Here is a 21,431-nt window from a genome sequence, read left to right as displayed (position 1 = left end):
GTCGCGTGTGTCTCGAAAAGCGCGATGTTCGAGATTGTTGCGAAAAATAACAAAGCTACTTTTTGAACACAAGTGAATTTTTCGTCTCGGCAACAAAAAGTTAAACACAATTGCAACAAAGTGCATTTAAAAGCGAGTATGACAGGCCTTTCCTACGAATGGTGAGTGGATAGAAAGAGAGAAGAAATGTCTAATTTCCAGTACTCGACAAGCGCTGATAATTCACAAGATCGGACGTTTCTTATGATGCTAGCACCAGAGGTAAAAGGTACTATACCCCAGCCTCTTGAGGTTGCTTGGGTATATCACTCGCGTATCAATATCGGAAAGTTTTATATGTCTCTTGCCGACACCGAAAACCAAAACCACACTATCGTCGATAACTTTATTGCCCCTGTTTGCGAAGGCTTGATAGAGATCTTGTATCAAGATGACGATATCTTGCTGATCAACAAACCTAGCGGCCTATTCAGCTTATCGGGAAAAAACCCGCTTAATTGGGATTCAGTTCACTACCGTTTGGTGAATGGTCAGGAAGGAAGAACGCCCGCATTTCCAGAAGCAATGCTCCCACATCGATTAGATTTCGGCACATCAGGTATTATGGTCGTGGGGTTACACGCTTCTGCCGGGCAGCATCTCAATAAGCAGTTTCAAGCGCGCACGATTCAAAAGCGCTATATCGCCATGCTAGAAGGTTGGGTGGCTGACGACCATGGGCAAGTGACTGCGCCAATCGCGAAAGACAAGGTGCTATTCCCTTGCGTGAAGATTTGTTCTCTCACTGGCAAAGCTTCCACCAGTGAGTACTCAGTGCTGCAACGATTAGCGCACCCGCGTCGAAGCTTAGTGCAATACACTCCCCTAACAGGGCGCACGCATCAGTTACGCATTCACAGCCAGTACATGGGACACCCCATTCTTGGCTGTGACCTCTACAACAGTGAATCGAGTGAACAACTGGCGGACCGTTTGCAATTGCACGCCAGTGATTTGTTTTTCGAGCATCCGATTCGCCATGAGCCTTTCCATGGCGAATGTCAGTGTCCGTTTTCTGTTTAAGCGTTATTCAACAAGTGCTACGGCTTCGCGGATCAAGTGACTCAGCGCCGCCCAATCACCTTGTTTCATGAGCTGGCCAGGCACCATCCACGTACCGCCGCAACATGCAACGCGATCAATACTCAAATAGTCCTTCACATTCGCAGGGCTTATCCCCCCAGTTGGCATCATTTGAATATCTCGGTAAGGCGCCAAAAGCGCTTTTACCATGGCGATACCACCTGAAGCCTCGGCGGGGAAAAACTTCACAAAGGTCATGCCAAGCGCTAACGCTTGTTCAATTTGGCTCGGGTTGTTTATCCCTGACACCATCGGCAAACCGATTTTCTGACAATACTTGACGATGTTCGGGTTTAGCCCCGGCGCCACGGCAAACATCGCCCCTGCTGCCAATGCTGCGTCGGCTTGCTTTGTGGTTAACACGGTTCCCGCACCCACCAGCAGACCGGGTTGGCTTTCTCGCATGATCTCAATGGCTTGCGCGGCGACATCCGTGCGAAACGTCACTTCTGCGACCGGCAGTCCATTTTCCACCAAGGCATCTGCCAACGGCTTCGCATGATGAATGTCATCAATTTGAATCACGGGCACAATTTTGTGTTTCGCCACTTGGCTAAAAATATTCTCGCTCGACGGTTGGCTCATGGGAGGCTCCTAAATCATTCCAGTTAACGTTAAATCAATGTGGCCGCTATTAGGTTGTCGCTGGCGGCTTCATTTTGGGCAGAACAGCTGTAATTTGGGCATCGCCGTTTTCTGGATCACCGCCCCAGGGTATTGGATGACGGTCGAGGCAAGCTTATGGGCCAATGCCACGCGTGCTTCAACAGGCCATTGATTGATATATCCAGCGAGATAACCCGCAGCGAAAGAATCCCCCGCGGCACAGGTATCCACAACATTCGCGACCCGTTCTCCCGCAACAAGAAAATGCTCGGCTTGGGTTTGTTGTAAACCGCTGATCACCGTACACGGCTGCGACCCTCGTTTAATCACCACCTCTTGGCAGCCAAACTCACGACAACGCTGTTCAATATCGATGTCGCCCCATACGGCCAAGTCGTCATCTTCGGTCATCAAGGCAAGGTCGGTTAGGCGCAAACAATCTTCGTACCACGCTTTTGCGTCGCCATCAGGCCACAAACGCGGTCTGTAGTTGTTATCGAAGACTATCGTGGTGCCTTGCTGTTTGGCTTTTTGGACCAGGGTGAGTAATTTCCGACGGTTCTCTGCGGGCAAAATAGCGATGCTGATGCCGCTGAAGTACAAGAGATCCAAACCCGTTTCTTGGACAAAATACTCGAGAGGAGAAACCGCATCAAAGTAATGTTTCGCTGCACTGTCATTTCGCCAATAGTGAAACGTTCGCTCACCGTCGGCATCAGTTTCGACCAAATATAACCCCGGCATCTTTCCAGAAATACGCGAGACCAGCTGCGTATTAATGCCTTCGTTTTGCCAATGCGCGAGCATTTCCTCGCTGATCGAATCATCCCCCAAACCCGTCGCATAGCGAATGTTCACATTTGACTCAGCGACTAATCGGCTGAGGTAAAGCGCGGTGTTAAGGGTGTCGCCACCATAGGTTCGCGTCAACGGAAGCCCACTGAGTTCCACCATGCATTCACCCACTAAAGCGACCTGATAGGTATCCATTCTTGTCTCAATTCACTCTGTCATGCCAAACGAACGTTAAACGCGATAACACGTCACGTCGACTTCTACTTTCACATCCACCACCAAATCACACACCATACAAATACGGGCAGGTGGGTGTTCGCCAAAGTACTCTTTAAAGACTTTATTGAACGACTGGAAGTAGCGAGAATCTGTCAGTACCACTTTCACATGCACCACGTCAGCAAGGCCGTACCCTGCTTCTTCCATGATGTCGACGCAGTTTTGAATCGCCAAACGTGACTGCTCAACCACGCCACCTTCAACCACTTCTCCGTCAATCATTGGCGTTTGACCCGACACATACAAAAAGCCACCGGCTTCAGTTGCACGAGAAAAAGGTAAATGTTGCCCGCCAGTACCCGTACCGCCTTCGGCACCATATCGTTTGATTGTCATGAGTTTGTCTCCATTACTGAATGAGTGTCGGCGTTATCATCGGGCAGTTTGGCGTCATTTCTTGATAAAAATCGACCATGCCTTCCCTGAACACCGATAGATTGCTGATAACTGATTTTCCCGTTGACCCACACGGTGTGAATGCCGGTGGCGGCCTGAATCGGCTTTTGAAAGCTGGCGCTGTCATTGACCGTTTCTGGATTAAACAGCACCAGGTCGGCATAGTGACCGACTTTGATTTCGCCTCGTCTCGCCAAATTAAAACGCTTTGCCGATAACCCTGTCATCTTGTAAATCGCTGTCTTAAGAGGAAATAAACCCCGGTCACGGCTGTAATAGCCCAAGACTCGCGGAAATGCTCCCCACAAGCGAGGATGGGGATGTGGGTCGTTTGGCAATCCGTCAGACCCTATCATGGTGAGCGGATATTGAAGCACTCGCTCAACATCCTGCGCATCCATATTGTGGTATACTGCCCCCGCAGGTTGAAGGGACTTTGCCGCTTCCATGAGGCTCACGTTAAGCTCGTCAGCGATGTCAGAGAGCATGCGTCCGGCAAGTGTGGGATGGTGTTTCGACCAGGTGATGAAAATCGGAAATTCATCGGTGACCTGGTTCAAATCTAACGTGGAAGAGCTTGCCGTGTAGGGGTAGCAATCACAGCCAATGTCTTGTGACTTTCGGGTGTAATCCATCTTTTCCAGCACTTCCGTCGTCCTTCCCCAGTTGCCTGCTCCCGCACATTTTAAATGGGAGATAACCACAGGGACTTTCGCGCGCTGCCCCACCCGAAATGCTTCATCCATGGCATCCAAAATACCTTCAAACTCTGTTCGCATGTGCGTGGTATAGATGGCATTGGCTTGGGTGAGTGCTTCGCTTAATGACAGAACTTCCGCTTCATCACACGATTTTGCACTGGCGTATGCCAAGCCGGTGCTTAAGCCTAACGCGCCGTCATCGAGTGCTTGTGTTAGCTGTGCTCGCATCACGGCAATTTCGTCTTGCGTAGCCGTGCGATACAGGTCGTCCATAACATTGTTTCGCAATGTCGTATGCCCCACCAGCGCGGCAACATTGACCGCTGGCTGCGCTTCTCGCACCGCGGCCGCATAGCTTGCGAAGGTAGGGTATTGAAAATCTTGTTGCTCACCGAGCAGATTCATTGGATCAGGTGGTGCGTTATGAAGCACCGCAGGTGACGCGCTGATACCGCAATTGCCAACAATGGTGGTTGTCACGCCTTGAGATATCTTCGGCAGGCATTCGGGCATTCTGATGACATTGGTATCATCATGAGTATGAACATCAATAAAGCCGGGGCTCAGCACCAATCCTTTTGCATCGATGACAGTGTCAGCGTCGGACGCATTCAATTGACCCACAGCGACGATGACATCATCAATCACTGCCACGTCAGCTTGGAAAGGCTCGCTATCTAGACCATCAATGACGGTGGCTCCAGCAATTAGCATGTCGTATCTCATAACGATCTCATTGTTGACGGTTAATCTCCCAGAGGCTGTCTGTCGCCCCCGCCTCGGTAAGAATCCAAAGCAAGTTTTAATCTTCTTAATCGGTCACGAGAACGGCGCTTATGTGTCACTGCCAATTGCATCGCTAATACATCAACCAAGGCCAACATCGCGTAGCGGGATGCGGAAGGTTTATAAATAAAATCGGTTTCCTGCGTGGCTATCGGCAAGGTCAAATCACTGATTTCAGCCAGCGGCGACTGTGCTTGGGTTATTGCAATCACCTTCAAACCATATTGTTTGGCTAATTGCGCGACATCCAAAACGCCAGGGGTGTAACCGGTCACCGACAAAATAACCATGACATCGCTGCTGTCTGCGGTTGCCGCTACCATGCGTGTCAACAACCCATCGTGATACGTCGACACGGCGTAACCTAAACGGAACAAACGAAACTGCAATTCTTGCGCAACCATGGTAGAGCCGCCGCCCATGCCAATACCGATGATCTGCCGAGCGTTGTGTAGCCAATTGACGGCAGTTTCAATGTCTTTTTCATCCAACAGTTTTCGGTTCAAATCCATGGATTGTTTGATGGATTCATACACGCCGTGCACGCCTGTCTGCTCAACAGGTTCATTGATAAATCGTTGCCCGACCGCCAAAGATTGCGCTAATTTCATTTTCAAATCGCGCACGTTTTTACAGCCGACGGCTTTGGCAAAACGTGTAATCGTCGCTTCACTCACTTGCGCTTCTTCCGCAAGCTCAGTAATGCTTGAACTTGCCGCGCACGCTAAATTGTCCATGACACATTTAGCGACTTTCTTCTCAGCGTCTCGCAAAGCATCAAACCGTTGTGAGATTTGAGAAAGGATATCTACTTCCATCGTCATTCCGATTACCTCTGGCATTATCGTAGCGAGTCGAGTGTGGCGATAAAGTGATAACGCGCACATTTAGACCTGAATTGTTTGATAGTTTCCAACATGATAAGCATTGTATATTATTCTAAAACCCTATTCCACGCGCAATCCATTGCATGTTAGGAGCGTCAACTCATGTCGGACAAAGAAGTGAAATTTGATAGTTATTATCACCCAACGGACTCCCTGCCATTTGAACTGGGGGCGAAAGGTGTGCCATTGACACTGAAACCCGACGGTCAGTATTCCTTACTATCTGACTTACCACTGCCTGCCGCTGTCGTGTCTGAATCAGCGTTGATTCATAACGCGCAATGGATGCAAAACTTCTCCGATCAGAGCGGAGTGAACCTTTGCCCCCACGGCAAAACCACCATGTCACCGCAGTTGTTCAACATGCAGTTAGAACAAGGTGCTTGGGGAATATCTGTAGCAAGCCCCGCACAAGCTCAGGTTGCTGTAGAAGCGGGCGCAAAACGCATTATCATTCCTAACCAAATCGTGGGATTAGCGAACATCAACGCCGTATTGGATCTCATTGAACACAAAGGCGTAGACATCTACCCCTGTGTGGATAGCCAATATTTGGTCGAACAATGGCAAGAGGCGGCATCACGTCGGCAATTGACCGTCCCGCTTTTGGTTGAACTGGGCATCGCTGGAGGCCGCTGCGGTTGTCGTAGTCACCAGCAAGTAAAAGCGTTGGCAGAAGACATCGCCAAGGCGACCCACTTACGCTTTGCGGGTGTTGAGTTTTATGAAGGTGTGATTCATGGCGACCACGGAGAAGATAACGCTGAACACCTAGTCAGAACGTTTGTGAAAGGTGCTGTCGCGCTTGCCGAGTCGTTGATAGATTTATCTGGGCTCGATAAACCGATTGTCACGGGTGCAGGCTCCGCATGGTACGACGTGGTGGCAGAAGAGTTTGCCAACACCCAGGATCTGACAACCATTATCCGACCGGGTTGCTACCTCATTCATGACGACGGCATATACCAAGACGCGCAAAACGCGATCATGGCGAGATCTCAACGGGATACAAGCACGGCCTGTCGTATTGGCGGTGATTTAATTTCAGCATTAGTGCTTTATGCCCACGTTATTTCTGTTCCAGAAACCGGCAAGGCCATCATTGGTTTAGGTAAACGTGACGCCGCTTTTGATGCAGGGCTACCTCGCGCAGTCAGGCTTTACCGAGATGGCGAACAACATCCGCTTCCGTCGCTAGTCAGCACTAACATCATGGACCAACACCTTTTTGTCGAGTTTGAACAGGCAGGCGCGTTAAAAGTTGGTGATGTCATCGCCTTTTCAACGTCGCACCCTTGCCTGACGTTCGACAAATGGCGCTATATTGGGGTTGAAGAAGAAACGGGCTTTGTCACCAAATGGCTAGATACCTATTTTTAGTATTAGCTTGGTTTTAGTATTTGCTTGGTTCTAGTTTTTGCTTGACCGTTAATGTCGGTTTAGCTTTTCACTAACCAGTGAATCAGATTTAAAAGGGCGCAACGCGCCCTTTTCTTTGGTTGAATGTCGCGATTCCATCGCCCCCACATTTACACCAAATTGCCGCCAAGCAACCCTTCACACCCTCTTAGCCTGATTGATCGCAATCACACTTCCTGCACAAACATCACCGCCTACACGGTGTTACTTTCTATCTACACAAGCCCCTAAACATCTTGTCTTCACCCTGCTTTCTGGCATTCCACGTATGTTACTTTTCAAACACCCTTTGCCCCCTGCCAACACAGTGAAAATTAAATAACCACAATAAAACAACAGCTTATTGAAATCTCTCCTTTGTTAATGTTAGAAACTATCACACAGTGGGCGATTCGCGATCGGGATCACGGTTAATTCTGTGCCACAGGATTAAGGTTTTGCTCATTAAACAGTCAAAAACTGACGCCTTAAATCATGAATTGGGATACATCATGAACAGTACCGACGTCTTATTAAAAAACATCAAAGCGATAAAGCGCTCATTGAACAAGGTCAACCAAATCGTGGTCGCTATTCTCATGACGCTGCTGATATTGGATGTCTGGCTAGGCGTACTGGATCGCTATTGGCTCAGGCTGCAATTGGTCTGGGTAGAAGAGATGGCGCGTTACATCATGATATGGGCCATTCTCATGGCAGTGCCTTGCTGCACCGCCAATCGAGAGCACATGGGATTAGAGTTTGTTACCAAGCACTTCCCCGAAAAAGTGAAAAGCGCCCTCAAACTCCTGATCGGTGTCCTCACGGTCAGTTTCTTTGCTTATATCGCCTACCTCGGCATCGCCTTTACCGAAAAAGGTGCGAGCCAACTTTCAACCGTGTTTGGCATGCCAATGGCTTACGCCTATGCCGCCATTCCTGTGACATTCGGACTATCCGCTGTACAAGCATTCCTGAATTTATTGGACGATGCACTTTCGCTTTCCAACGGTCCTGATAAAAACCCACTCGCCCCGCAAGAGGAGAACATCTGATGGTTGGTGCATTATTCTTTATCTTGATGCTAATAGGTGCACCCATTGCCATCGCTTTAGGCGTTGCTGGGCTACTGGGCATGTACGAAATCGGCGGTACGCATTTTACGTCCTTGGCGCCCAGTAAAATTTTTAACGGGCTAAACATCTTTCCATTTCTTGCCATGCCGTTTTTCATTCTCGCCGGTGAAATAATGAATCACACCGGCATCACTAGCCGCTTGGTTCATTTGGCACAAGCGTTAGTCGGGCATTTTCGAGGTGGCCTTGCCCATTCAAACATGTTGGCGTCGGTCTTTTTCTCAGGGATCACCGGATCTGCTACCGCTGACGCAGCTGCCTTTGGCCGTACCTTAGTGCCAGCAATGGAAAAAGAAGGCTACACCAAAGACTATGCATGTGCCGTTACCGCCGCAGGTTCCATCATAGGGCCAACGATACCGCCCTCAGGCATTATGGTGGTCTACGGCTCGTTAATGGGTGTATCTATTGGAGGCTTATTTGCCACAGGTATTTTGCCCGGGCTCTTGGTGTGTTTTGTTTGTATGGCCATCATTGCAGCAACGGGAAAACGTAAGAACCTACCCAAGAGCCAACAACACGCTTCGTTAATGCAGGTGTTGCATTTGTTCCGCAAATCCAGCCTTGCGTTGCTTATGCCCATCATCATCTTAGGTGGCATTGTCTTCGGTATTGTTACACCGACAGAAGCAGCCTCGATTGCTGTCGCTTACGCATTAATCATCGGTACCTTTGTTTACCGCAACCTTAGCTTGAGCGCCTTATACCACATGATTGTGCGTACTGCGCAAATCTCAGGGGTGATTTACCTCATCATTGGCTCCGCATCGATATTGGGTTGGTGGCTGAGTTTCAATCAGATCCCACAAATGATCGCGGATGTGTTTGTGTCTTTTTCAGATAACCCACACGTCATTCTCGCGCTGATCATCGTATTACTGCTGACCGTTGGCATGCTGATGGATATCAACGTTATGTTGATCATCCTCGCCCCTATCTTGATCCCACTCACGGTCGAAATTGGCATGGACCCACTGCATGCGGGCATTGTTTTTGTGCTGGCACTCAATATATCCCTGATGACGCCTCCCATTGGTGCCTGCCTCTTTGTGCTTTCTTCCGTCACTGGCGCAAAAATTGAAGGGATCGCTAAAGAACTCATGCCGTTTTTGATCGGCCAACTCCTGTTGCTGTTCTTTATCGCTTACACACCAGACGTGGTGCTCTTCATCCCTCGTCTGCTTGGCTACTAATCAACACGTTTACGTTTGTTCTCTAACCCCTACAGGCTTCACAAAGCGCGACGCACCACGCGAGCGCTATTGGAAGCAAGCATAACAATGGAGTGATTATGAAAACCATCAACAAATCCCTGATCGCAGCAGCGCTCGCCACTACCTTATTGTCAGCACCTTTTGCTATGGCTGAGAAAGTGCTTCGTATCGGTCATGACAACAAAGCGGACATGATGGAAAACCCGGCGCACGCGTTCACGGGTGTATTCAAAAATATTGTCGAAGTGGCCACTAACGGCGAAATTAAAGTACAGGTTTTCCCGAGCAACCAACTTGGTACGGCGAAAGAGCACATCCAAATGGTTCGTGATGGTCAGTTGCAGGGAACATTGGCACCTGTCGGCCCACTTGCAGGTTATTACCCACGAATCGGTGTACTGGATGTCCCTTTTGCTTTCACCAGCAACGCGTCCACTTATGAAGTCCTAGATGGGAAATTCGGTCAGGCATTAGCGCGAGATATTGAGAGCGAGCTAAAAGATGTCAAAGTTTTGGGCTTCCCCGATACAGGCGGCTTTTTCTCCGTCACCAACTCAAAGCGCCCGCTTGAATCGCTTGATGATTTTAAAGGGCTACGCATTCGTACCATGACACTGCCAACTCATCAGAAGATCATTCAATCTCTGGGTGCTGAGGCGTACCCTTTGTCTTGGGGTGAAGTTTACTCGTCACTGCAAACGGGCGTGATCGACGGACAAATGAACCCAATCCCGACGGTTTCGTTTGCCAAATTTAATGAAGTGCAAGGTTACCTAACGCTGACAAATCACTTGTTCGCACCTTACACCTTCATGATCAACAAAGACTTTTATGACGGACTTACCGCTGAACAACAGAAAATTGTCTCTGATGCCGTCGAAATCGCATTAAGCTCAAACCGTGGCTTGTCCCGTCTGATCGAAGCGTCTAGCGACCGTGGCATTGAAGGTCTGAAATCGAAAATGAAGATCAACGCCCTCACCGCGACAGCACGTCAGAAAATGAGCGACGCCACGCAGCCAGGCGTGATTGAGTACATTAAAGAGACCCATGGCGAGAAAGGCACAGAACTGTTGAATTTGTTTTTAACCGAAGTGGATAAAGCCAACGAGTCCGTTTATCTGCAATAGGCTTTTCCGTAAATAATCCGCAAATAAAAATGGCTCACAGGCATAAGCGTGTGAGCCGTTGTTATGTGTTTTCTGTGCAAAAGAGAATCGATTTTCTCGGTCAGGTAAAGCGACCGACTATGGCCTGAATGCTCGATCAAGTCTGTTGAATTGAATAGACTCAGATATTTCGTTAGCGAATTTTTCTGAGCTAAGTTTTGCCAGTAATTCAAATGCTGCCTGATAGCTAACTGGTCCGCCATTTGACGTAATAACGTTACCGTCAATCACGACGTTCTGGTCATATTGAACGTTTATTTTTGGGTACGACATCGCTAGGTCTTTTTCACCACCTGCCCATGTAGTGGCTTTTTTTCCATCCAAAATGCCCGCTTCACCTAAAAGAAAAGCACCAGAACAATTGCTAGCCATCCACGATGCGGATGCCCCCTGCTTTTCAATGAAGCTGATGAGGTTGTCGTTACCTATATAATCACCCATGTCATAGGCACTGGGAACAAGAAGAACATCCAGCTCTATCGTGTCATAGATGGTTTGATCGGCGACCACCTTTAACCCTTCTTCAGAAATCACAGTCTTATCTTCTGTGGCAGAAATCACCACAACTTCATAAGAAGAAAACCATGACTTCTTGGTTGCCGCCCCAAACACTTCTATAGGTGCAGTAACATCGCTTGTTAAAAAGCCATCGAAAACCAAAATTCCGATTTTGGAGGACGCTGCGCTAGCAATATTTGCGGTGATTGATAGAACAACAAAAAAGACAAACTTCGTTATGGTTTTCATAAACATTCCCTATTTATGTAAAGCTCACGCCCAACGCATCACTGAACCGCACATCGCTGAGCGGCATGAATAATGGGTTGGAACTCGTGAGGCACGAACACCAAATGATGATCTGCATCCATTTGGTTAACGTGTTAGCTGGCTGTTTTATATGGCTTAACTAAACACTTTCTTTGTGAAAATACTTAATGACAGGTGCCGACGAAAAGAATGCTGCCAACTCACCTAGTACGCCATTTTGCTGAATGTAACCTATGTATGCTTGATGCTTTTCAATGCTTAACCACTCTTCTTCTAACAGCATTTCCTCGCCTTTTTCATCAAAATAGACGTCCACACTCAAGCAGCCATCAAACCCCCTCACATTCGGTAAGTTCTTATCTAGAAAAGGCAATAACGTTTCATGCTGGCCTGCTTTAACGTTGCAATTAAGGGTGACTCTTACGCTCATTGTCTTTCTCCATTGATTAACTGATGCTGAATATTTAATCACGTGGGGAAAAAGAAACTGCTCAAAAACCCTCAAAAGTAACGTTTTTCAATCAATTCTCTTTTTAAATATGCCAAGCGTGAACAACGGCCCTATTAGGCCGTTTTAACTTTGCTCGCCGTGAACAACACTTAGTCCGTTAGCGTTGTTCATCGGCTGGTATGGACGTTATCTTGAGGGGAAATATTTAGTCAATTTGTCCTCGGATCTCACCTCCCGCATTTGCAGGGGTATGGACATTCACATAGTTCCCACCGGACACAAACGTGGTCAATGCCGACGCATTTAACTCCGTGTTCGCTGGAGCATTCCAGATATTTGCATCACCCGTCTCTTGTTCTAATGCAACCAACACACCACCGTTTGAACCGCTCGCACCAGTGTGAACATGCGCGGCGGTAGCATCCGCAACACCTGTCGTTATCACCTTTAAGGTCAACGCACCGCTGTTTTTATCAACCAACGCATAACCATCACCTTTAGCCGCTGTCGTCACGGCAGGCACTTCTTGGCTGCCTGACAATGGGAACGTCAATAACACGTAGTTGTCTGCCAGCACCTGCCCACGGATTTCACCCCCAGGGTTCGCTGGTGTGTGGAAGTTGGTGTAATAACCCCCCGCGTTCAACACGGCCAAGGTAGCTGCATCAATTTCCGTGTTTTCAGGTGCTGTCCACACGCTGCTGTCTTCCGCATCTTGATCGAGAACGACCAGCACACCGCCATTGCTCCCGACATCGCCAGTGTGAATGTGCGCGGCTGTCGCATCGTCAATTCCATCTGTGTTAACACGCACATTCAACACCTTGCTCTCGCTGTCATATTCCGCATAACCATCGCCCGTCGCCGCACTCGTCACAGCTGGAACCTCCTGTTCGCTATCCACCTCGAAGGTGTAAATCGTGGTGGTATTCGGCACAATTTGCGCCCGCACTTCGCCCGATGGAACAAGCGTTGTATGCAGATTGATATACCAATCACCACTTAGCAGGGTTTGAAGCTGTTCATCGGTTAGGTCGCTCACATCAATACTGGCTAACCCATTTGAATCCGGCGTATTAAATGGAAAGACAACGCCGCCTGTTTCACCAATATCACCGGCATGTATATGTGCTGCGGTGAATTCTGGCAAATTAGCGGTGTCGAGCGTTGCTTGCAGTTGTTGGGTATTTTCATCCAGTTGCACCGTTGAACTTGCCATGCGTATAGAGTCATTCATGGGCACCGCTTGGCGTCCGTTGAGCGCTAACACATAGGTTTTAGTGACAGTAAATTCAGGGGAAGGAGGAGTCGGTGTTACTGCATGATTGTCATCATGGCACGCCACGAGTGTTACCAAGGTCGCCGCCGCAATTATGTACTTCATATTATCATCCTATTGATTAACCCAGCCCTTGGAGCACGTAAACGCCCACGTATATCGTTCGAAAACCAGACCATCGACAAAGGTTTCTAAGCGGGAAATTCCAAACTTCTGGTTTCGTGTTTGGGGAAACACCTAATCGGGACGATAGAGAAGTGCCGCTAGATTCAGCTAATTCGCGCAAAACAGCATTTAATTAGCGTTTCTTAAGGACGCGACAGTTCACATCAGTTTTATTTATCGCTACGCGTAAAAAGAAGGAATTGGACGAAAACACGCCACTCTGCAACATTAAAACGACACGGATGACCCGCATAAGGAAACGCGAAAATGACCAGCAAGCAGCAAAACGCCGTCACCCTGTATGTGCTCGCCAAAGACAACAACAAACCACATTTGATGAGAAACGTATTCACAGAAGAGGCCGTTTTATCGATGAAGGTCGACTCGAGCAACATCGCCTTTCTTCCTCGCACAGAGGGCTTAGAAAAAATAACGGACACGCTATGTCGCGATTTCAACGCCAACAATGAAAACATCTACACCTTTTGCCTGACCGACACACTGAAACAGACAAAAGACTCACTGCATTGCGGCTGGTTAGTGGGCATGAAAAACAAAACGTCAGGGCAGATAAAAGTGGGCTTTGGTGATTACGCTTGGTGTTTTGACAACAATACCCCTGGCGGGGCTAAGCAATTAACTATAGAGATTCACGACATGAGTGTGTTACCCAACGACGTAGAATCCACACTGTTTGATTGGCTCGCTAAACTTCCCTACCCGTGGGTAAGCCACTCAGATGTAATGGGAACTATGCCTGCCGCGCTTTCATCAACGGCTATCAGCATGCACTTAGCAGGATTGAGAGTCGGTCATCAGTCTGGATGCTGACAACCAGAGCGAACAAGAAAGTCGCTTATTTCCAATGCGTGTTACCCAAAAATAAACGACAAAAAAACCAGTAAGAAAACTGACTGGCTTTTTTAATTGGCTTAGGGCGTTAGAGACCTTTCCTATTTATCACTTACCAAACGTAAACACCTTGAATTGGATAGCTGCCATTAAGCGTAATTTGACGAGACACTGACAACGTCTCTAAATCAATCTCAAGAATTGAACCATCATTACTTGCCGCCGTGTAAAAGTATCTGTCGTTCTTTGGATCAAACGAAGAGGTATGAGACTGCGTTTTGTTCGACGCCGAAGCAGAAAGCTGACTCACTTCAATATCTGTAAGTTTCTTGTGCGTGTTCAAATCGATCACTGTCATGAATGTATCAGAGTGATTGGTAGAAACAGCCAGCATTCGTCCTGGAATCATCGTTGTATGACCATTCCCTTTGCCTGTTTCGATCGTATTCACCACACGCATTTCAGTTCTGTTCACGACAAATGTTTGACCTTCGTTAGAGCCTACATAGATGTGCACGCCATCTGGATGGAATGATGCGTGGTGAGCCCCCATACCGCCAACCGTCTCTTCATCAGAAGACAAAAACAGGGTGTTACTGTGGTAGAGCTGATCACCAGAGAGTTCGAATGCAACGATAGCTGGCGCAATCCCTTCTTTCGGTGCCCCTTCTGCTACAGCGTAAAACAGGTCCTTCTGAAAACCAGTCGCCTTCGGTACCGACATAATGTGATGAACGGACGATGGCACATCCAGCGTGTATAGATAGTCTACGGTGTAGTTATCGGTGCCAAGCTTGTTTACCCGATATAGATCGATTTTTCGCTTTTCACGGTCAAGCAACAAAAACTTATCTTCGGTAAGCCAAAATGGATGCCCAGTTGCTAGACCACCACCGAAGCCAGTTGGACGAGCCAACATTTCTTCTCCCACGACACCAACAACACGGTTAGTTTCGGTTTCAATCACACTGGTCACTGGCTTTCTCACACCAGAAACGATCGCCAGCTTATTGGTGCTGTTATATGTCACTGAACGAGGATAGTGGGACAAATGTATCGTCTCGACCAGCTGCATACTCTCTTTATCTATGACATCCAGAGATTTCGAAGCTCGGGTAGTGACGTAGACCTGTTTGTCACCCGCGTTGTCTATTGGATAAGGCGACGCGCCGTTTGTTGAAATGATATTGAGTACATCCATTGTTCTTGGATTAAATGCAATAACGCGATCATTGATCTTATCTGAATAGTAACCAACAGGAACGGAGGCAGAAGTAACATTTACGTTCACCAGAGCCAAAACTGCGATAAAAAGATTGGTTACTTTAATTGGACTTATTCTCACTACACACTCCTTTGTGCAAATAGACTTGTAGGACTTATCGTCCCCTTGGTTGTTCAGCGCGCTAGCCTAAATCCACTTAAGCTTGGAGTGACAGCGATTTTAAACAAAGTGATAGAAAACGTTTTGTTGCTTGGAGATGCGCCGAAAAGCTAGTGACATGCCTATCAACGTAATAACTGAAACGCCAGCTCACAACACAGTTTTTGAATAATGCATAAAGGAGGAGTTGTTGTGACAACGGCGGGTGAAAAGGACAGAGACAAATAAAAACTAATTTCATCGTCAATTGAGAAAATCACCGTGATCAAAATAAAAGCAAGACAAAAAAGCCTAGGAATGGCCTAGGCTTTGGTATTTTAAAATCTACGAGCGTAATGGAACTGTTATTTCTTTAACGATTGCAGAAGCACTTCTACCGGTCTAACCAAGGCAACGATGATTTCATCCTGCGGTTGCGCAGAGTCGGAAATCTGCTTCGCGTATTTCGTGAACTCTGCGCGATTTAGGGTTTCATTACTGAGTTTTTTTGAAATCAGTAGGTTTCCTAATTTCGCCATCGCGAATGCGTGTTCAGCAACTGGAATAGAATCCTTCATGGCGTGATTGTTTGCCATTAGGCTAACCACCGCATTGTGATTGGCGATAATTTTATAAAAGTCACCCTGGAGTGTGAGGATGTCTTTTTCTTCGTTAGACAGAGCCAGTTTTTCCATGTCGCGTATACGGTAAGATTCGACTGGTAAGGTATCGACATAGCGATTCAAGCGTTCGAATTGATGATAAACACCATTGTTGAATTTGATCCAGTTACGCGCGTAATACTGAGCGGGTTCAATATACGTGGCCAAGGTGTTTAGCGCGGTTACATCGGTGGTACCCGCCAATCGAACTCGCATGGTATATGGCGTGGTTTCATGATCTAAGCCAACAGAGACCGTAGCCCACGCAGATACAGATTGTATGCGTTCGTACATAGAATCTTCGTCTGTGAGCTCTTTTGGTGACCATAAGCGTTCTGCAATCGCGTAGGCACGTGGGTACAAACGTACTGACAGCGTTTCGTCAGATACGTTTTCGGCCCACAGTGTCATCTCACCACCCAAAATTTGCTTTTCTAGGTTCTTAGGAAGCGTGAAGGGTTTGATGTTGTCAGGAATAACGGTTCCTGCCATATCGGTACCCGCAGTCTTATCGCCAAAGGTTGGCCAACGAACGTTACCAATAACTTGATATGAGGTCTCACCCTCAATCATTCCGTTTTCCATGTCTAACACGAAATTGGTGTAAGACATGAAGTTGTCGAAATGACCGACGAAACGTTTGCCTGCTTCGTATTCCGTGACAACCACTTCAGCGCGAGGTTTGCCTGCATAATCAGTGAATGCACGCGCTTGACCGTTTTTGTCAGTGATAATGGTCAGGGTTCCGGTTCGGTCAGATCCTTTACCACGTGGTTTGCTCCACGTGTAGGTTTCGAACGTCTCACCACTGTGCAGAGCGTCATCAACGGTCAATCCTGACGGCATTGGGTCGTTACAGTAGTGATAGCTCGTTGGCTGAGGTTGGTCAATGTAGTAACCCGTGGAAAGAATGCCTGTGTAGCCTTCTTTTGCAGCATCAGCAAGAGATTCATGCCCACGCCAAGATTGGATTGTGATTGTCTTTGGCAAATCAGGGTGGAATATTTCATCCCAACCGCTCATGTCTTTGTCGTATTTTGCTAGGATTTCTTGAACTTTGGCATTGAAGTAGGCTTGTAAGGCACGAGGATCTTTGATGCCTTGTTCTTTCATGTACGCTTGAATTTTTGCGTTCTTCTCCCATTCACCATACAAGGGTTCATCACCCCCAATGTGCAGGGATTTGTCAGGGAAAATGGCTGCCATCTCTGACACAATTGCATCAACAAAAGTAAATACATCTGGATTGGTTGGGTCGAGTAGCGGTGGGAACACACCCCACTCCGCAGTGCCCTCATAATTTGATGCATCACCTGAACCGAGGTTAGGGTACGCCTTTACAATTTGGCTGGCGTGCGATGGCAGGTTGATTTCAGGGATAACGCGAATACCGCGATCGCGTGCATACGCTACCACGTCTTTAAGTTCTTCTTGTGTGTAGAACTGCCCACCAAGCGATGTTTCTTGAAGCAATGGATAGGCTTTTGATTCGATGCGCCAGCCTTGGTCATCTGTAAGGTGCCAATGGAGTACGTTCAACTTCGCCGATGCCATGCCGTCGATTTGGCGCTTGATGGTTTCAAGCTCAACAAAATGTCGCGATGAGTCGATCAACAAGCCACGGTGTTTGAAGCGTGGCTCATCGTCGATTATCACGTTCGGTACAGAGGTTGAGTTTGCATCCGTCGTTATCAATTGCAAGAAGGTTTCTGCGCCATCAATTGCGCCGTCAGGATACGCCGATGAAAGCGTGATCTGTCCATTTTTGCTAGTGATTTTGTAAGACTCATCGGTATCAATAGTCTGTACCAAAGACGTTGAAGCCGCTTTTATATCAATCACTAAGGTCGCATCTGATTGCTTTTCTGCAATCGGATTGTTGAGTAGCAAACCTGTTTGTTTTTGCACACGATCGATAATGCGTTGGCTCAGTTTTTCAACGCGCTCAGAGCTATAACCTGAAATGAACAAAGAAAAATCTTGGTTAATCTCGGTGTTGCCTTCTTGGAGAAAGACCGAGCTTGGGTAAGGCATTAATTGAAGATCAGTGTTTGGTGCATCAGCAAGTGTTACAGGGGACAACAGAGCGGCAGAGATCAATAAACTGATAGCGGACTTCTTCATAGTTTTCCTTCAATACACATTATTTTTTGGCGAATAGCATTTTTAGCTAAGTGCTTTGCGATTAAATTCAAGCTATAAATTAATAGGACAACCAACAAGGCTATCAATAGATTAACGTGATTTTTAGCAGCTATTTTTCGACATAGCGTTTAATAATTTTAGAAGGGTTCACAGTTATGCCATTGAGTGCAAAAATAGTTATTCTATTCAACATGTTAACACATTGTTTCCGTTGCCTTCTTGAGGGCTGTATGTGCAGTGAAGTATAGAATTTTTGAATGTATATTGGCGTTACTTAGAAGCTTAGAGATAAAACACTCACAGTTCGATTAAATACTCAGGAAGAATGTAACTGACAAATTAAGTATTACAAAGGAAAGTGACGAAGCGTTAACTATTTAACTATTTGGTAACATGACCTTGCGGTAGAAGCACATGAACCTAGCATTAGAACTGCCTGCATTACTAGGCAATCATTTAAAACTCAATGCGGAGATATTCATGTCTACATACAAAATCTTGAGCTTCTGTGGTGGTGGTGAGCGTGGTTTAATGTCAGTAAAAATGCTACAAAGACTGCAAGAAGAAAATCCAGGCTTACTTCAAAGTGCGGATATGCTCACTGGTTGCTCTACAGGCTCCATCATTTCAGGCTTCTTAGCTTTGTATAAAAAATACAACACATTTGAAACTGAAAAGGATGTGAACAGCGCTCTTGAATGTCTCCTCAAGCTTTATATCGACGTCATGCCGGCTGCGTTTAGCAATGGCAAACAAGGCGATCCTAAACGTCCCATATTAACCTCAGACCATATGGATGAGTTTCTTGGTGAACTCGGAAAGCTAATTTCACCAGACCTCGATGCTGCCAAGCTTGCGTCACTATGCATGTTTGATTTGTCCGATAGCTTTGATCTGATGTTTCCTTCATTTAACGTCCAGCAACACGAGCAACGCCAACCTGGCTCTCAATACGAAGTCGTAACGAATAACTCTTGGGGCATGGCACTGTTTAATAACCTGGCTTATTCACCCACCGGAAACGTTTCTCTGACAGAAGCCATTACTGCCAGCGGAGCAATGCAAGGGATGTGTCCTAGCGCTGAAGTTCGTAAATCGGTTCATGGCTCTGAGGTTTTGGGTTATTTCGTAGACGGCGCTTATGTAAATCATGATCCAACGATTGCAGCAGTGTGTATGGCCGTTGAACAGGGTCATAAACTAGAAGAAATCTCGGTTATCTGCTTTGGCACTGGCTTCATGAAAAACTATCTAGACAACCCTAGCAATACAACAGAATGGGGTTCTGAACAGTGGTTAAATATCAAAGGTGAACTGGAATACACTGGAAGTAAAGTACCACCTCTTTTTGTAAATGACAGCCAAAAGAACCCAATTCTAAACATGTGCCTGAATGGCACTTCGACGAATGAAATTCCCCAGCAGTCAAATATGTTATTAGGTCAACGCTATGCATATCTGAATCCTGATTTGGGGGATGTGTACCTTGCCGAAGATTGCCACAAGCCCCACGAGATACAGGAACTTATCAATTTTTCTGACAACGTGAGCCTACTTAGCGCAAATCAGGTAATCAGAAAGTATTGGGGGTAGTTCTTACTCTCACCTAAATAAAAACCTCGGCCTGTTTACAGGTCGAGGTTTTACATTATTAGGAGAAAACAACGCGGCTTTTGGTTGGGTTCAAGCGGTTTGAGCATTCATCATCGTTTAAACCAGTTTAAAAACTGAACTTTCGTATCGAAAGCAGGATCAACATCACGTGGTACATTCCCGCCAATTGCTGACAAAAATGCGCTGTTTTTCAACAACTCTTCGTAAGTCAGACCAAGCATTTCGCTATATTTGGCGTCCATCAATATACTCTCTTCACCTTTCCTACTGTTCAGGACTCCATTAAACACAGCCAACACGGTTTAAAAAGTGGGATTATGGGCAATGCTTTAACCCTGATAGACCCTGCGACGCTCGCCACTCTTTTACTATGCGTACATTGCTGACACGCGTGCCATCTTGTTCTATTTCTGGGTAGTAGTAGATCAGATCTGCACCATCAGGATGCTCTGTGATTTCTTCAAAGTGATCAACTAATGCATCCAGTTCACTTTCTGATGGCGCATCAGCTCTACAAATTTTGGTCACGAGATCCAAGAACTCTTCTTCCGTGTAATCAGATAGTTGTCTGGGTTCTCGCATTTAGCCTTCCTTGAAACATGGTAGATCTTGCTCTTCATACCATCAAGGTTTTATGACTCATGACGGACAACGAACAATGAAGCGAGAAATCAGCGAGTTTGATGAGATGTTGGAGTATAACGTGAGGTGGAAAGAGGTTTAAGACCACCTCAAAACGTGTTTACCACCCGTTTAATGAGAAAGTAAATAAACCGTTTAAATTAAAATGCGATTGGTGTTTCAGGTTAAGCGGTTGCTGTTTTCATTTCACGCGACGGGCTGCAAAATTTGCGTGTCACTATTGCGCAGTGCTAGCATCAATTAATTGTTTTATCAGTGGTGTATTCATTATGGACAAAACAAAGATGCTCGTTGTTGGTTTCACCCTGATATTACTGGTTTCAGCATCATCCATCGAATATGACACCTATGACTACAACTCAACATATCGTGCTGACTATATAGTGTATTTGCTATTTGGCTACCTCAGCTGCCTCCTCGTTTCCTTGCAGTACCGTATTGGTAAATGGATGCTAATTATTTTCTATTTAATGCAGTCCGCAACAACTCTCCCTAGTACGGAATTCTACTTCACTACTGGTTTTTCTATCTATTTTTCAAATTGGTCTGGCCCAATCGACATCCCAGCAAATCAAAGAACTGGATACTCTCTCAACATCCTAGCAATAGGCATGATGATAATGACGTGGGTGTATTTTAAGAACGAAGATACAGAAAAGTAGTTCTACTTTTTCTTGCTTGGAGAGAAGCCTACAGACACGAGTTACATCGTAGCTTAGAGGCCGAAGAGTAAGATCAACAGACGAAAAAAAAGCCCACCTTTCGGTGAGCTTTCTTAAAGATGGTGCCCCGGGCCGGACTTGAACCGGCACAACGCGAACGTCGAGGGATTTTAAATCCCTTGTGTCTACCAATTCCACCACCAGGGCACGCAATGCTTGATTGCGATGATAGGCACCATCGTCGTATGTATTTCTACATACTTACTTTCGACGAATCGAAAGTCAAAATTTGGAGCGACACATCGGGTTCGAACCGATGACCTCAACCTTGGCAAGGTT

Annotated in this window: 19 protein-coding genes and 1 tRNA gene; 7 read left to right on the top strand and 13 right to left on the bottom strand. The window is 46.7% G+C overall.

Going from position 1 to position 21,431, the window contains the following annotated elements:
• The first annotated feature begins 336 nt into the window (after window positions 1–336).
• On the top strand, window positions 337–1,062 hold the full coding sequence (locus tag ACED36_RS20160; protein ID WP_371733769.1) for an RluA family pseudouridine synthase: 726 nt from the start codon (window positions 337–339) through the stop codon (window positions 1,060–1,062).
• A 3-nt stretch (window positions 1,063–1,065) separates the two neighbouring features.
• Here the strand turns inward: ACED36_RS20160 and ACED36_RS20155 are convergent, their stop codons facing one another.
• The 5 genes from ACED36_RS20155 to ACED36_RS20135 form a co-directional block, all read right to left on the bottom strand.
• On the bottom strand, window positions 1,066–1,707 hold the full coding sequence (locus tag ACED36_RS20155; RefSeq protein WP_371733762.1) for a bifunctional 4-hydroxy-2-oxoglutarate aldolase/2-dehydro-3-deoxy-phosphogluconate aldolase: 642 nt from the start codon (window positions 1,705–1,707) through the stop codon (window positions 1,066–1,068).
• 69 nt (window positions 1,708–1,776) lie between these two features.
• Window positions 1,777–2,718, bottom strand: coding sequence for a sugar kinase (locus tag ACED36_RS20150; protein WP_371733761.1), 942 nt, complete (start codon window positions 2,716–2,718; stop codon window positions 1,777–1,779).
• A 36-nt stretch (window positions 2,719–2,754) separates the two neighbouring features.
• Window positions 2,755–3,138 carry a RidA family protein gene (locus ACED36_RS20145; RefSeq protein ID WP_371733760.1) on the bottom strand — a complete coding sequence of 128 codons (384 nt, stop codon included), beginning with the start codon at window positions 3,136–3,138 and terminating at the stop codon, window positions 2,755–2,757.
• A complete protein-coding gene (locus tag ACED36_RS20140) occupies window positions 3,135–4,625 on the bottom strand; it encodes an amidohydrolase family protein (protein WP_371733759.1) in 1,491 nt (496 codons plus the stop codon). Before ACED36_RS20140 ends, ACED36_RS20145 begins: the two co-directional genes overlap by 4 nt.
• A gap of 20 nt (window positions 4,626–4,645) precedes the next feature.
• A complete protein-coding gene (locus tag ACED36_RS20135) occupies window positions 4,646–5,509 on the bottom strand; it encodes a MurR/RpiR family transcriptional regulator (protein ID WP_371733758.1) in 864 nt (287 codons plus the stop codon).
• Window positions 5,510–5,674: 165 nt separating this feature from the next.
• Here ACED36_RS20135 and ACED36_RS20130 point away from each other — a divergent pair, with 165 nt between their 5' ends.
• The 4 genes from ACED36_RS20130 to ACED36_RS20115 all read left to right on the top strand — a co-directional run bounded on the left by ACED36_RS20130 (window position 5,675) and on the right by ACED36_RS20115 (window position 10,450).
• Window positions 5,675–6,952: an amino acid deaminase gene (locus ACED36_RS20130; RefSeq protein ID WP_371733757.1), complete on the top strand. Its 1,278-nt coding sequence runs from the start codon at window positions 5,675–5,677 to the stop codon at window positions 6,950–6,952.
• 530 nt (window positions 6,953–7,482) lie between these two features.
• Window positions 7,483–8,025, top strand: a complete 543-nt coding sequence (locus ACED36_RS20125; protein ID WP_241819047.1) for a TRAP transporter small permease — start codon at window positions 7,483–7,485, stop codon at window positions 8,023–8,025.
• The gene (locus ACED36_RS20120; protein ID WP_017004865.1) at window positions 8,025–9,299 is read left to right on the top strand and encodes a TRAP transporter large permease; all 1,275 of its coding nucleotides are present in this window, start codon (window positions 8,025–8,027) and stop codon (window positions 9,297–9,299) included. Before ACED36_RS20125 ends, ACED36_RS20120 begins: the two co-directional genes overlap by 1 nt.
• A gap of 98 nt (window positions 9,300–9,397) precedes the next feature.
• A complete protein-coding gene (locus tag ACED36_RS20115; RefSeq protein WP_017004863.1) occupies window positions 9,398–10,450 on the top strand; it encodes a DctP family TRAP transporter solute-binding subunit in 1,053 nt (350 codons plus the stop codon).
• Window positions 10,451–10,567: 117 nt separating this feature from the next.
• Here the strand turns inward: ACED36_RS20115 and ACED36_RS20110 are convergent, their stop codons facing one another.
• The 3 genes from ACED36_RS20110 to ACED36_RS20100 form a co-directional block, all read right to left on the bottom strand.
• Entirely contained in the window at window positions 10,568–11,236 is a 669-nt protein-coding gene (locus ACED36_RS20110; protein WP_016958919.1) for a DJ-1/PfpI family protein, read from the bottom strand.
• 160 nt (window positions 11,237–11,396) lie between these two features.
• Window positions 11,397–11,687, bottom strand: a complete 291-nt coding sequence (locus ACED36_RS20105) for an antibiotic biosynthesis monooxygenase (RefSeq protein WP_016958920.1) — start codon at window positions 11,685–11,687, stop codon at window positions 11,397–11,399.
• 226 nt (window positions 11,688–11,913) lie between these two features.
• Complete coding sequence (locus tag ACED36_RS20100; RefSeq protein WP_016958921.1) at window positions 11,914–13,092, bottom strand: CHRD domain-containing protein; 1,179 nt, start codon at window positions 13,090–13,092, stop codon at window positions 11,914–11,916.
• 327 nt (window positions 13,093–13,419) lie between these two features.
• Between ACED36_RS20100 and ACED36_RS20095 the strand changes: the two genes are divergently transcribed.
• On the top strand, window positions 13,420–13,983 hold the full coding sequence (locus ACED36_RS20095; RefSeq protein ID WP_016958922.1) for a hypothetical protein: 564 nt from the start codon (window positions 13,420–13,422) through the stop codon (window positions 13,981–13,983).
• A gap of 133 nt (window positions 13,984–14,116) precedes the next feature.
• On the opposite strand, the gene ACED36_RS20090 is transcribed toward ACED36_RS20095, so the two are convergent.
• Together ACED36_RS20090 and ACED36_RS20085 are read right to left on the bottom strand one after the other, a co-directional pair.
• Complete coding sequence (locus ACED36_RS20090) at window positions 14,117–15,349, bottom strand: hypothetical protein (protein WP_371733755.1); 1,233 nt, start codon at window positions 15,347–15,349, stop codon at window positions 14,117–14,119.
• A gap of 383 nt (window positions 15,350–15,732) precedes the next feature.
• Window positions 15,733–18,153 carry a family 20 glycosylhydrolase gene (locus tag ACED36_RS20085; RefSeq protein WP_371733754.1) on the bottom strand — a complete coding sequence of 807 codons (2,421 nt, stop codon included), beginning with the start codon at window positions 18,151–18,153 and terminating at the stop codon, window positions 15,733–15,735.
• Between the two features lie 435 nt (window positions 18,154–18,588).
• Between ACED36_RS20085 and ACED36_RS20080 the strand changes: the two genes are divergently transcribed.
• Entirely contained in the window at window positions 18,589–19,767 is a 1,179-nt protein-coding gene (locus ACED36_RS20080) for a patatin-like phospholipase family protein (protein ID WP_017004851.1), read from the top strand.
• A 110-nt stretch (window positions 19,768–19,877) separates the two neighbouring features.
• Here ACED36_RS20080 and ACED36_RS20075 read toward each other — a convergent pair whose 3' ends face one another.
• The 3 genes from ACED36_RS20075 to ACED36_RS20065 form a co-directional block, all read right to left on the bottom strand.
• Window positions 19,878–20,030 (bottom strand): hypothetical protein, encoded by a 153-nt coding sequence (locus ACED36_RS20075; protein ID WP_017004850.1) that lies wholly within the window; start codon window positions 20,028–20,030, stop codon window positions 19,878–19,880.
• A 73-nt stretch (window positions 20,031–20,103) separates the two neighbouring features.
• Window positions 20,104–20,370: a bacteriocin immunity protein gene (locus ACED36_RS20070; RefSeq protein ID WP_017004849.1), complete on the bottom strand. Its 267-nt coding sequence runs from the start codon at window positions 20,368–20,370 to the stop codon at window positions 20,104–20,106.
• 842 nt (window positions 20,371–21,212) lie between these two features.
• A tRNA-Leu gene (locus tag ACED36_RS20065) sits at window positions 21,213–21,299 on the bottom strand.
• Window positions 21,300–21,431 lie beyond the last annotated feature (132 nt).

The organism is Enterovibrio sp. FF113 (assembly GCF_041439165.1).
In the GTDB taxonomy this organism is placed as follows: Bacteria; Pseudomonadota; Gammaproteobacteria; order Enterobacterales; family Vibrionaceae; genus Enterovibrio; species Enterovibrio norvegicus_A.
The sequence above is the reverse complement of the archived record's forward strand: the minus strand, read 5'-3'. Positions and strand labels throughout refer to the sequence as shown.

What these genes read in the sequence shown, in the direction of transcription:
- ACED36_RS20080 (WP_017004851.1), top strand. Translation starts at nt 18,589, where the DNA reads ATGAACCTAGCATTAGAACTGCCTGCATTACTAGGCAATCATTTAAAA.
- ACED36_RS20110 (WP_016958919.1), bottom strand. Translation starts at nt 11,236, where the DNA reads ATGAAAACCATAACGAAGTTTGTCTTTTTTGTTGTTCTATCAATCACC.
- ACED36_RS20150 (WP_371733761.1), bottom strand. Translation starts at nt 2,718, where the DNA reads ATGGATACCTATCAGGTCGCTTTAGTGGGTGAATGCATGGTGGAACTC.
- ACED36_RS20125 (WP_241819047.1), top strand. Translation starts at nt 7,483, where the DNA reads ATGAACAGTACCGACGTCTTATTAAAAAACATCAAAGCGATAAAGCGC.
- ACED36_RS20105 (WP_016958920.1), bottom strand. Translation starts at nt 11,687, where the DNA reads ATGAGCGTAAGAGTCACCCTTAATTGCAACGTTAAAGCAGGCCAGCAT.
- ACED36_RS20135 (WP_371733758.1), bottom strand. Translation starts at nt 5,509, where the DNA reads ATGACGATGGAAGTAGATATCCTTTCTCAAATCTCACAACGGTTTGAT.
- ACED36_RS20155 (WP_371733762.1), bottom strand. Translation starts at nt 1,707, where the DNA reads ATGAGCCAACCGTCGAGCGAGAATATTTTTAGCCAAGTGGCGAAACAC.
- ACED36_RS20115 (WP_017004863.1), top strand. Translation starts at nt 9,398, where the DNA reads ATGAAAACCATCAACAAATCCCTGATCGCAGCAGCGCTCGCCACTACC.
- ACED36_RS20140 (WP_371733759.1), bottom strand. Translation starts at nt 4,625, where the DNA reads ATGAGATACGACATGCTAATTGCTGGAGCCACCGTCATTGATGGTCTA.
- ACED36_RS20070 (WP_017004849.1), bottom strand. Translation starts at nt 20,370, where the DNA reads ATGCGAGAACCCAGACAACTATCTGATTACACGGAAGAAGAGTTCTTG.
- ACED36_RS20085 (WP_371733754.1), bottom strand. Translation starts at nt 18,153, where the DNA reads ATGAAGAAGTCCGCTATCAGTTTATTGATCTCTGCCGCTCTGTTGTCC.
- ACED36_RS20075 (WP_017004850.1), bottom strand. Translation starts at nt 20,030, where the DNA reads ATGGACGCCAAATATAGCGAAATGCTTGGTCTGACTTACGAAGAGTTG.
- ACED36_RS20130 (WP_371733757.1), top strand. Translation starts at nt 5,675, where the DNA reads ATGTCGGACAAAGAAGTGAAATTTGATAGTTATTATCACCCAACGGAC.
- ACED36_RS20145 (WP_371733760.1), bottom strand. Translation starts at nt 3,138, where the DNA reads ATGACAATCAAACGATATGGTGCCGAAGGCGGTACGGGTACTGGCGGG.
- ACED36_RS20100 (WP_016958921.1), bottom strand. Translation starts at nt 13,092, where the DNA reads ATGAAGTACATAATTGCGGCGGCGACCTTGGTAACACTCGTGGCGTGC.
- ACED36_RS20095 (WP_016958922.1), top strand. Translation starts at nt 13,420, where the DNA reads ATGACCAGCAAGCAGCAAAACGCCGTCACCCTGTATGTGCTCGCCAAA.
- ACED36_RS20160 (WP_371733769.1), top strand. Translation starts at nt 337, where the DNA reads ATGTCTCTTGCCGACACCGAAAACCAAAACCACACTATCGTCGATAAC.
- ACED36_RS20120 (WP_017004865.1), top strand. Translation starts at nt 8,025, where the DNA reads ATGGTTGGTGCATTATTCTTTATCTTGATGCTAATAGGTGCACCCATT.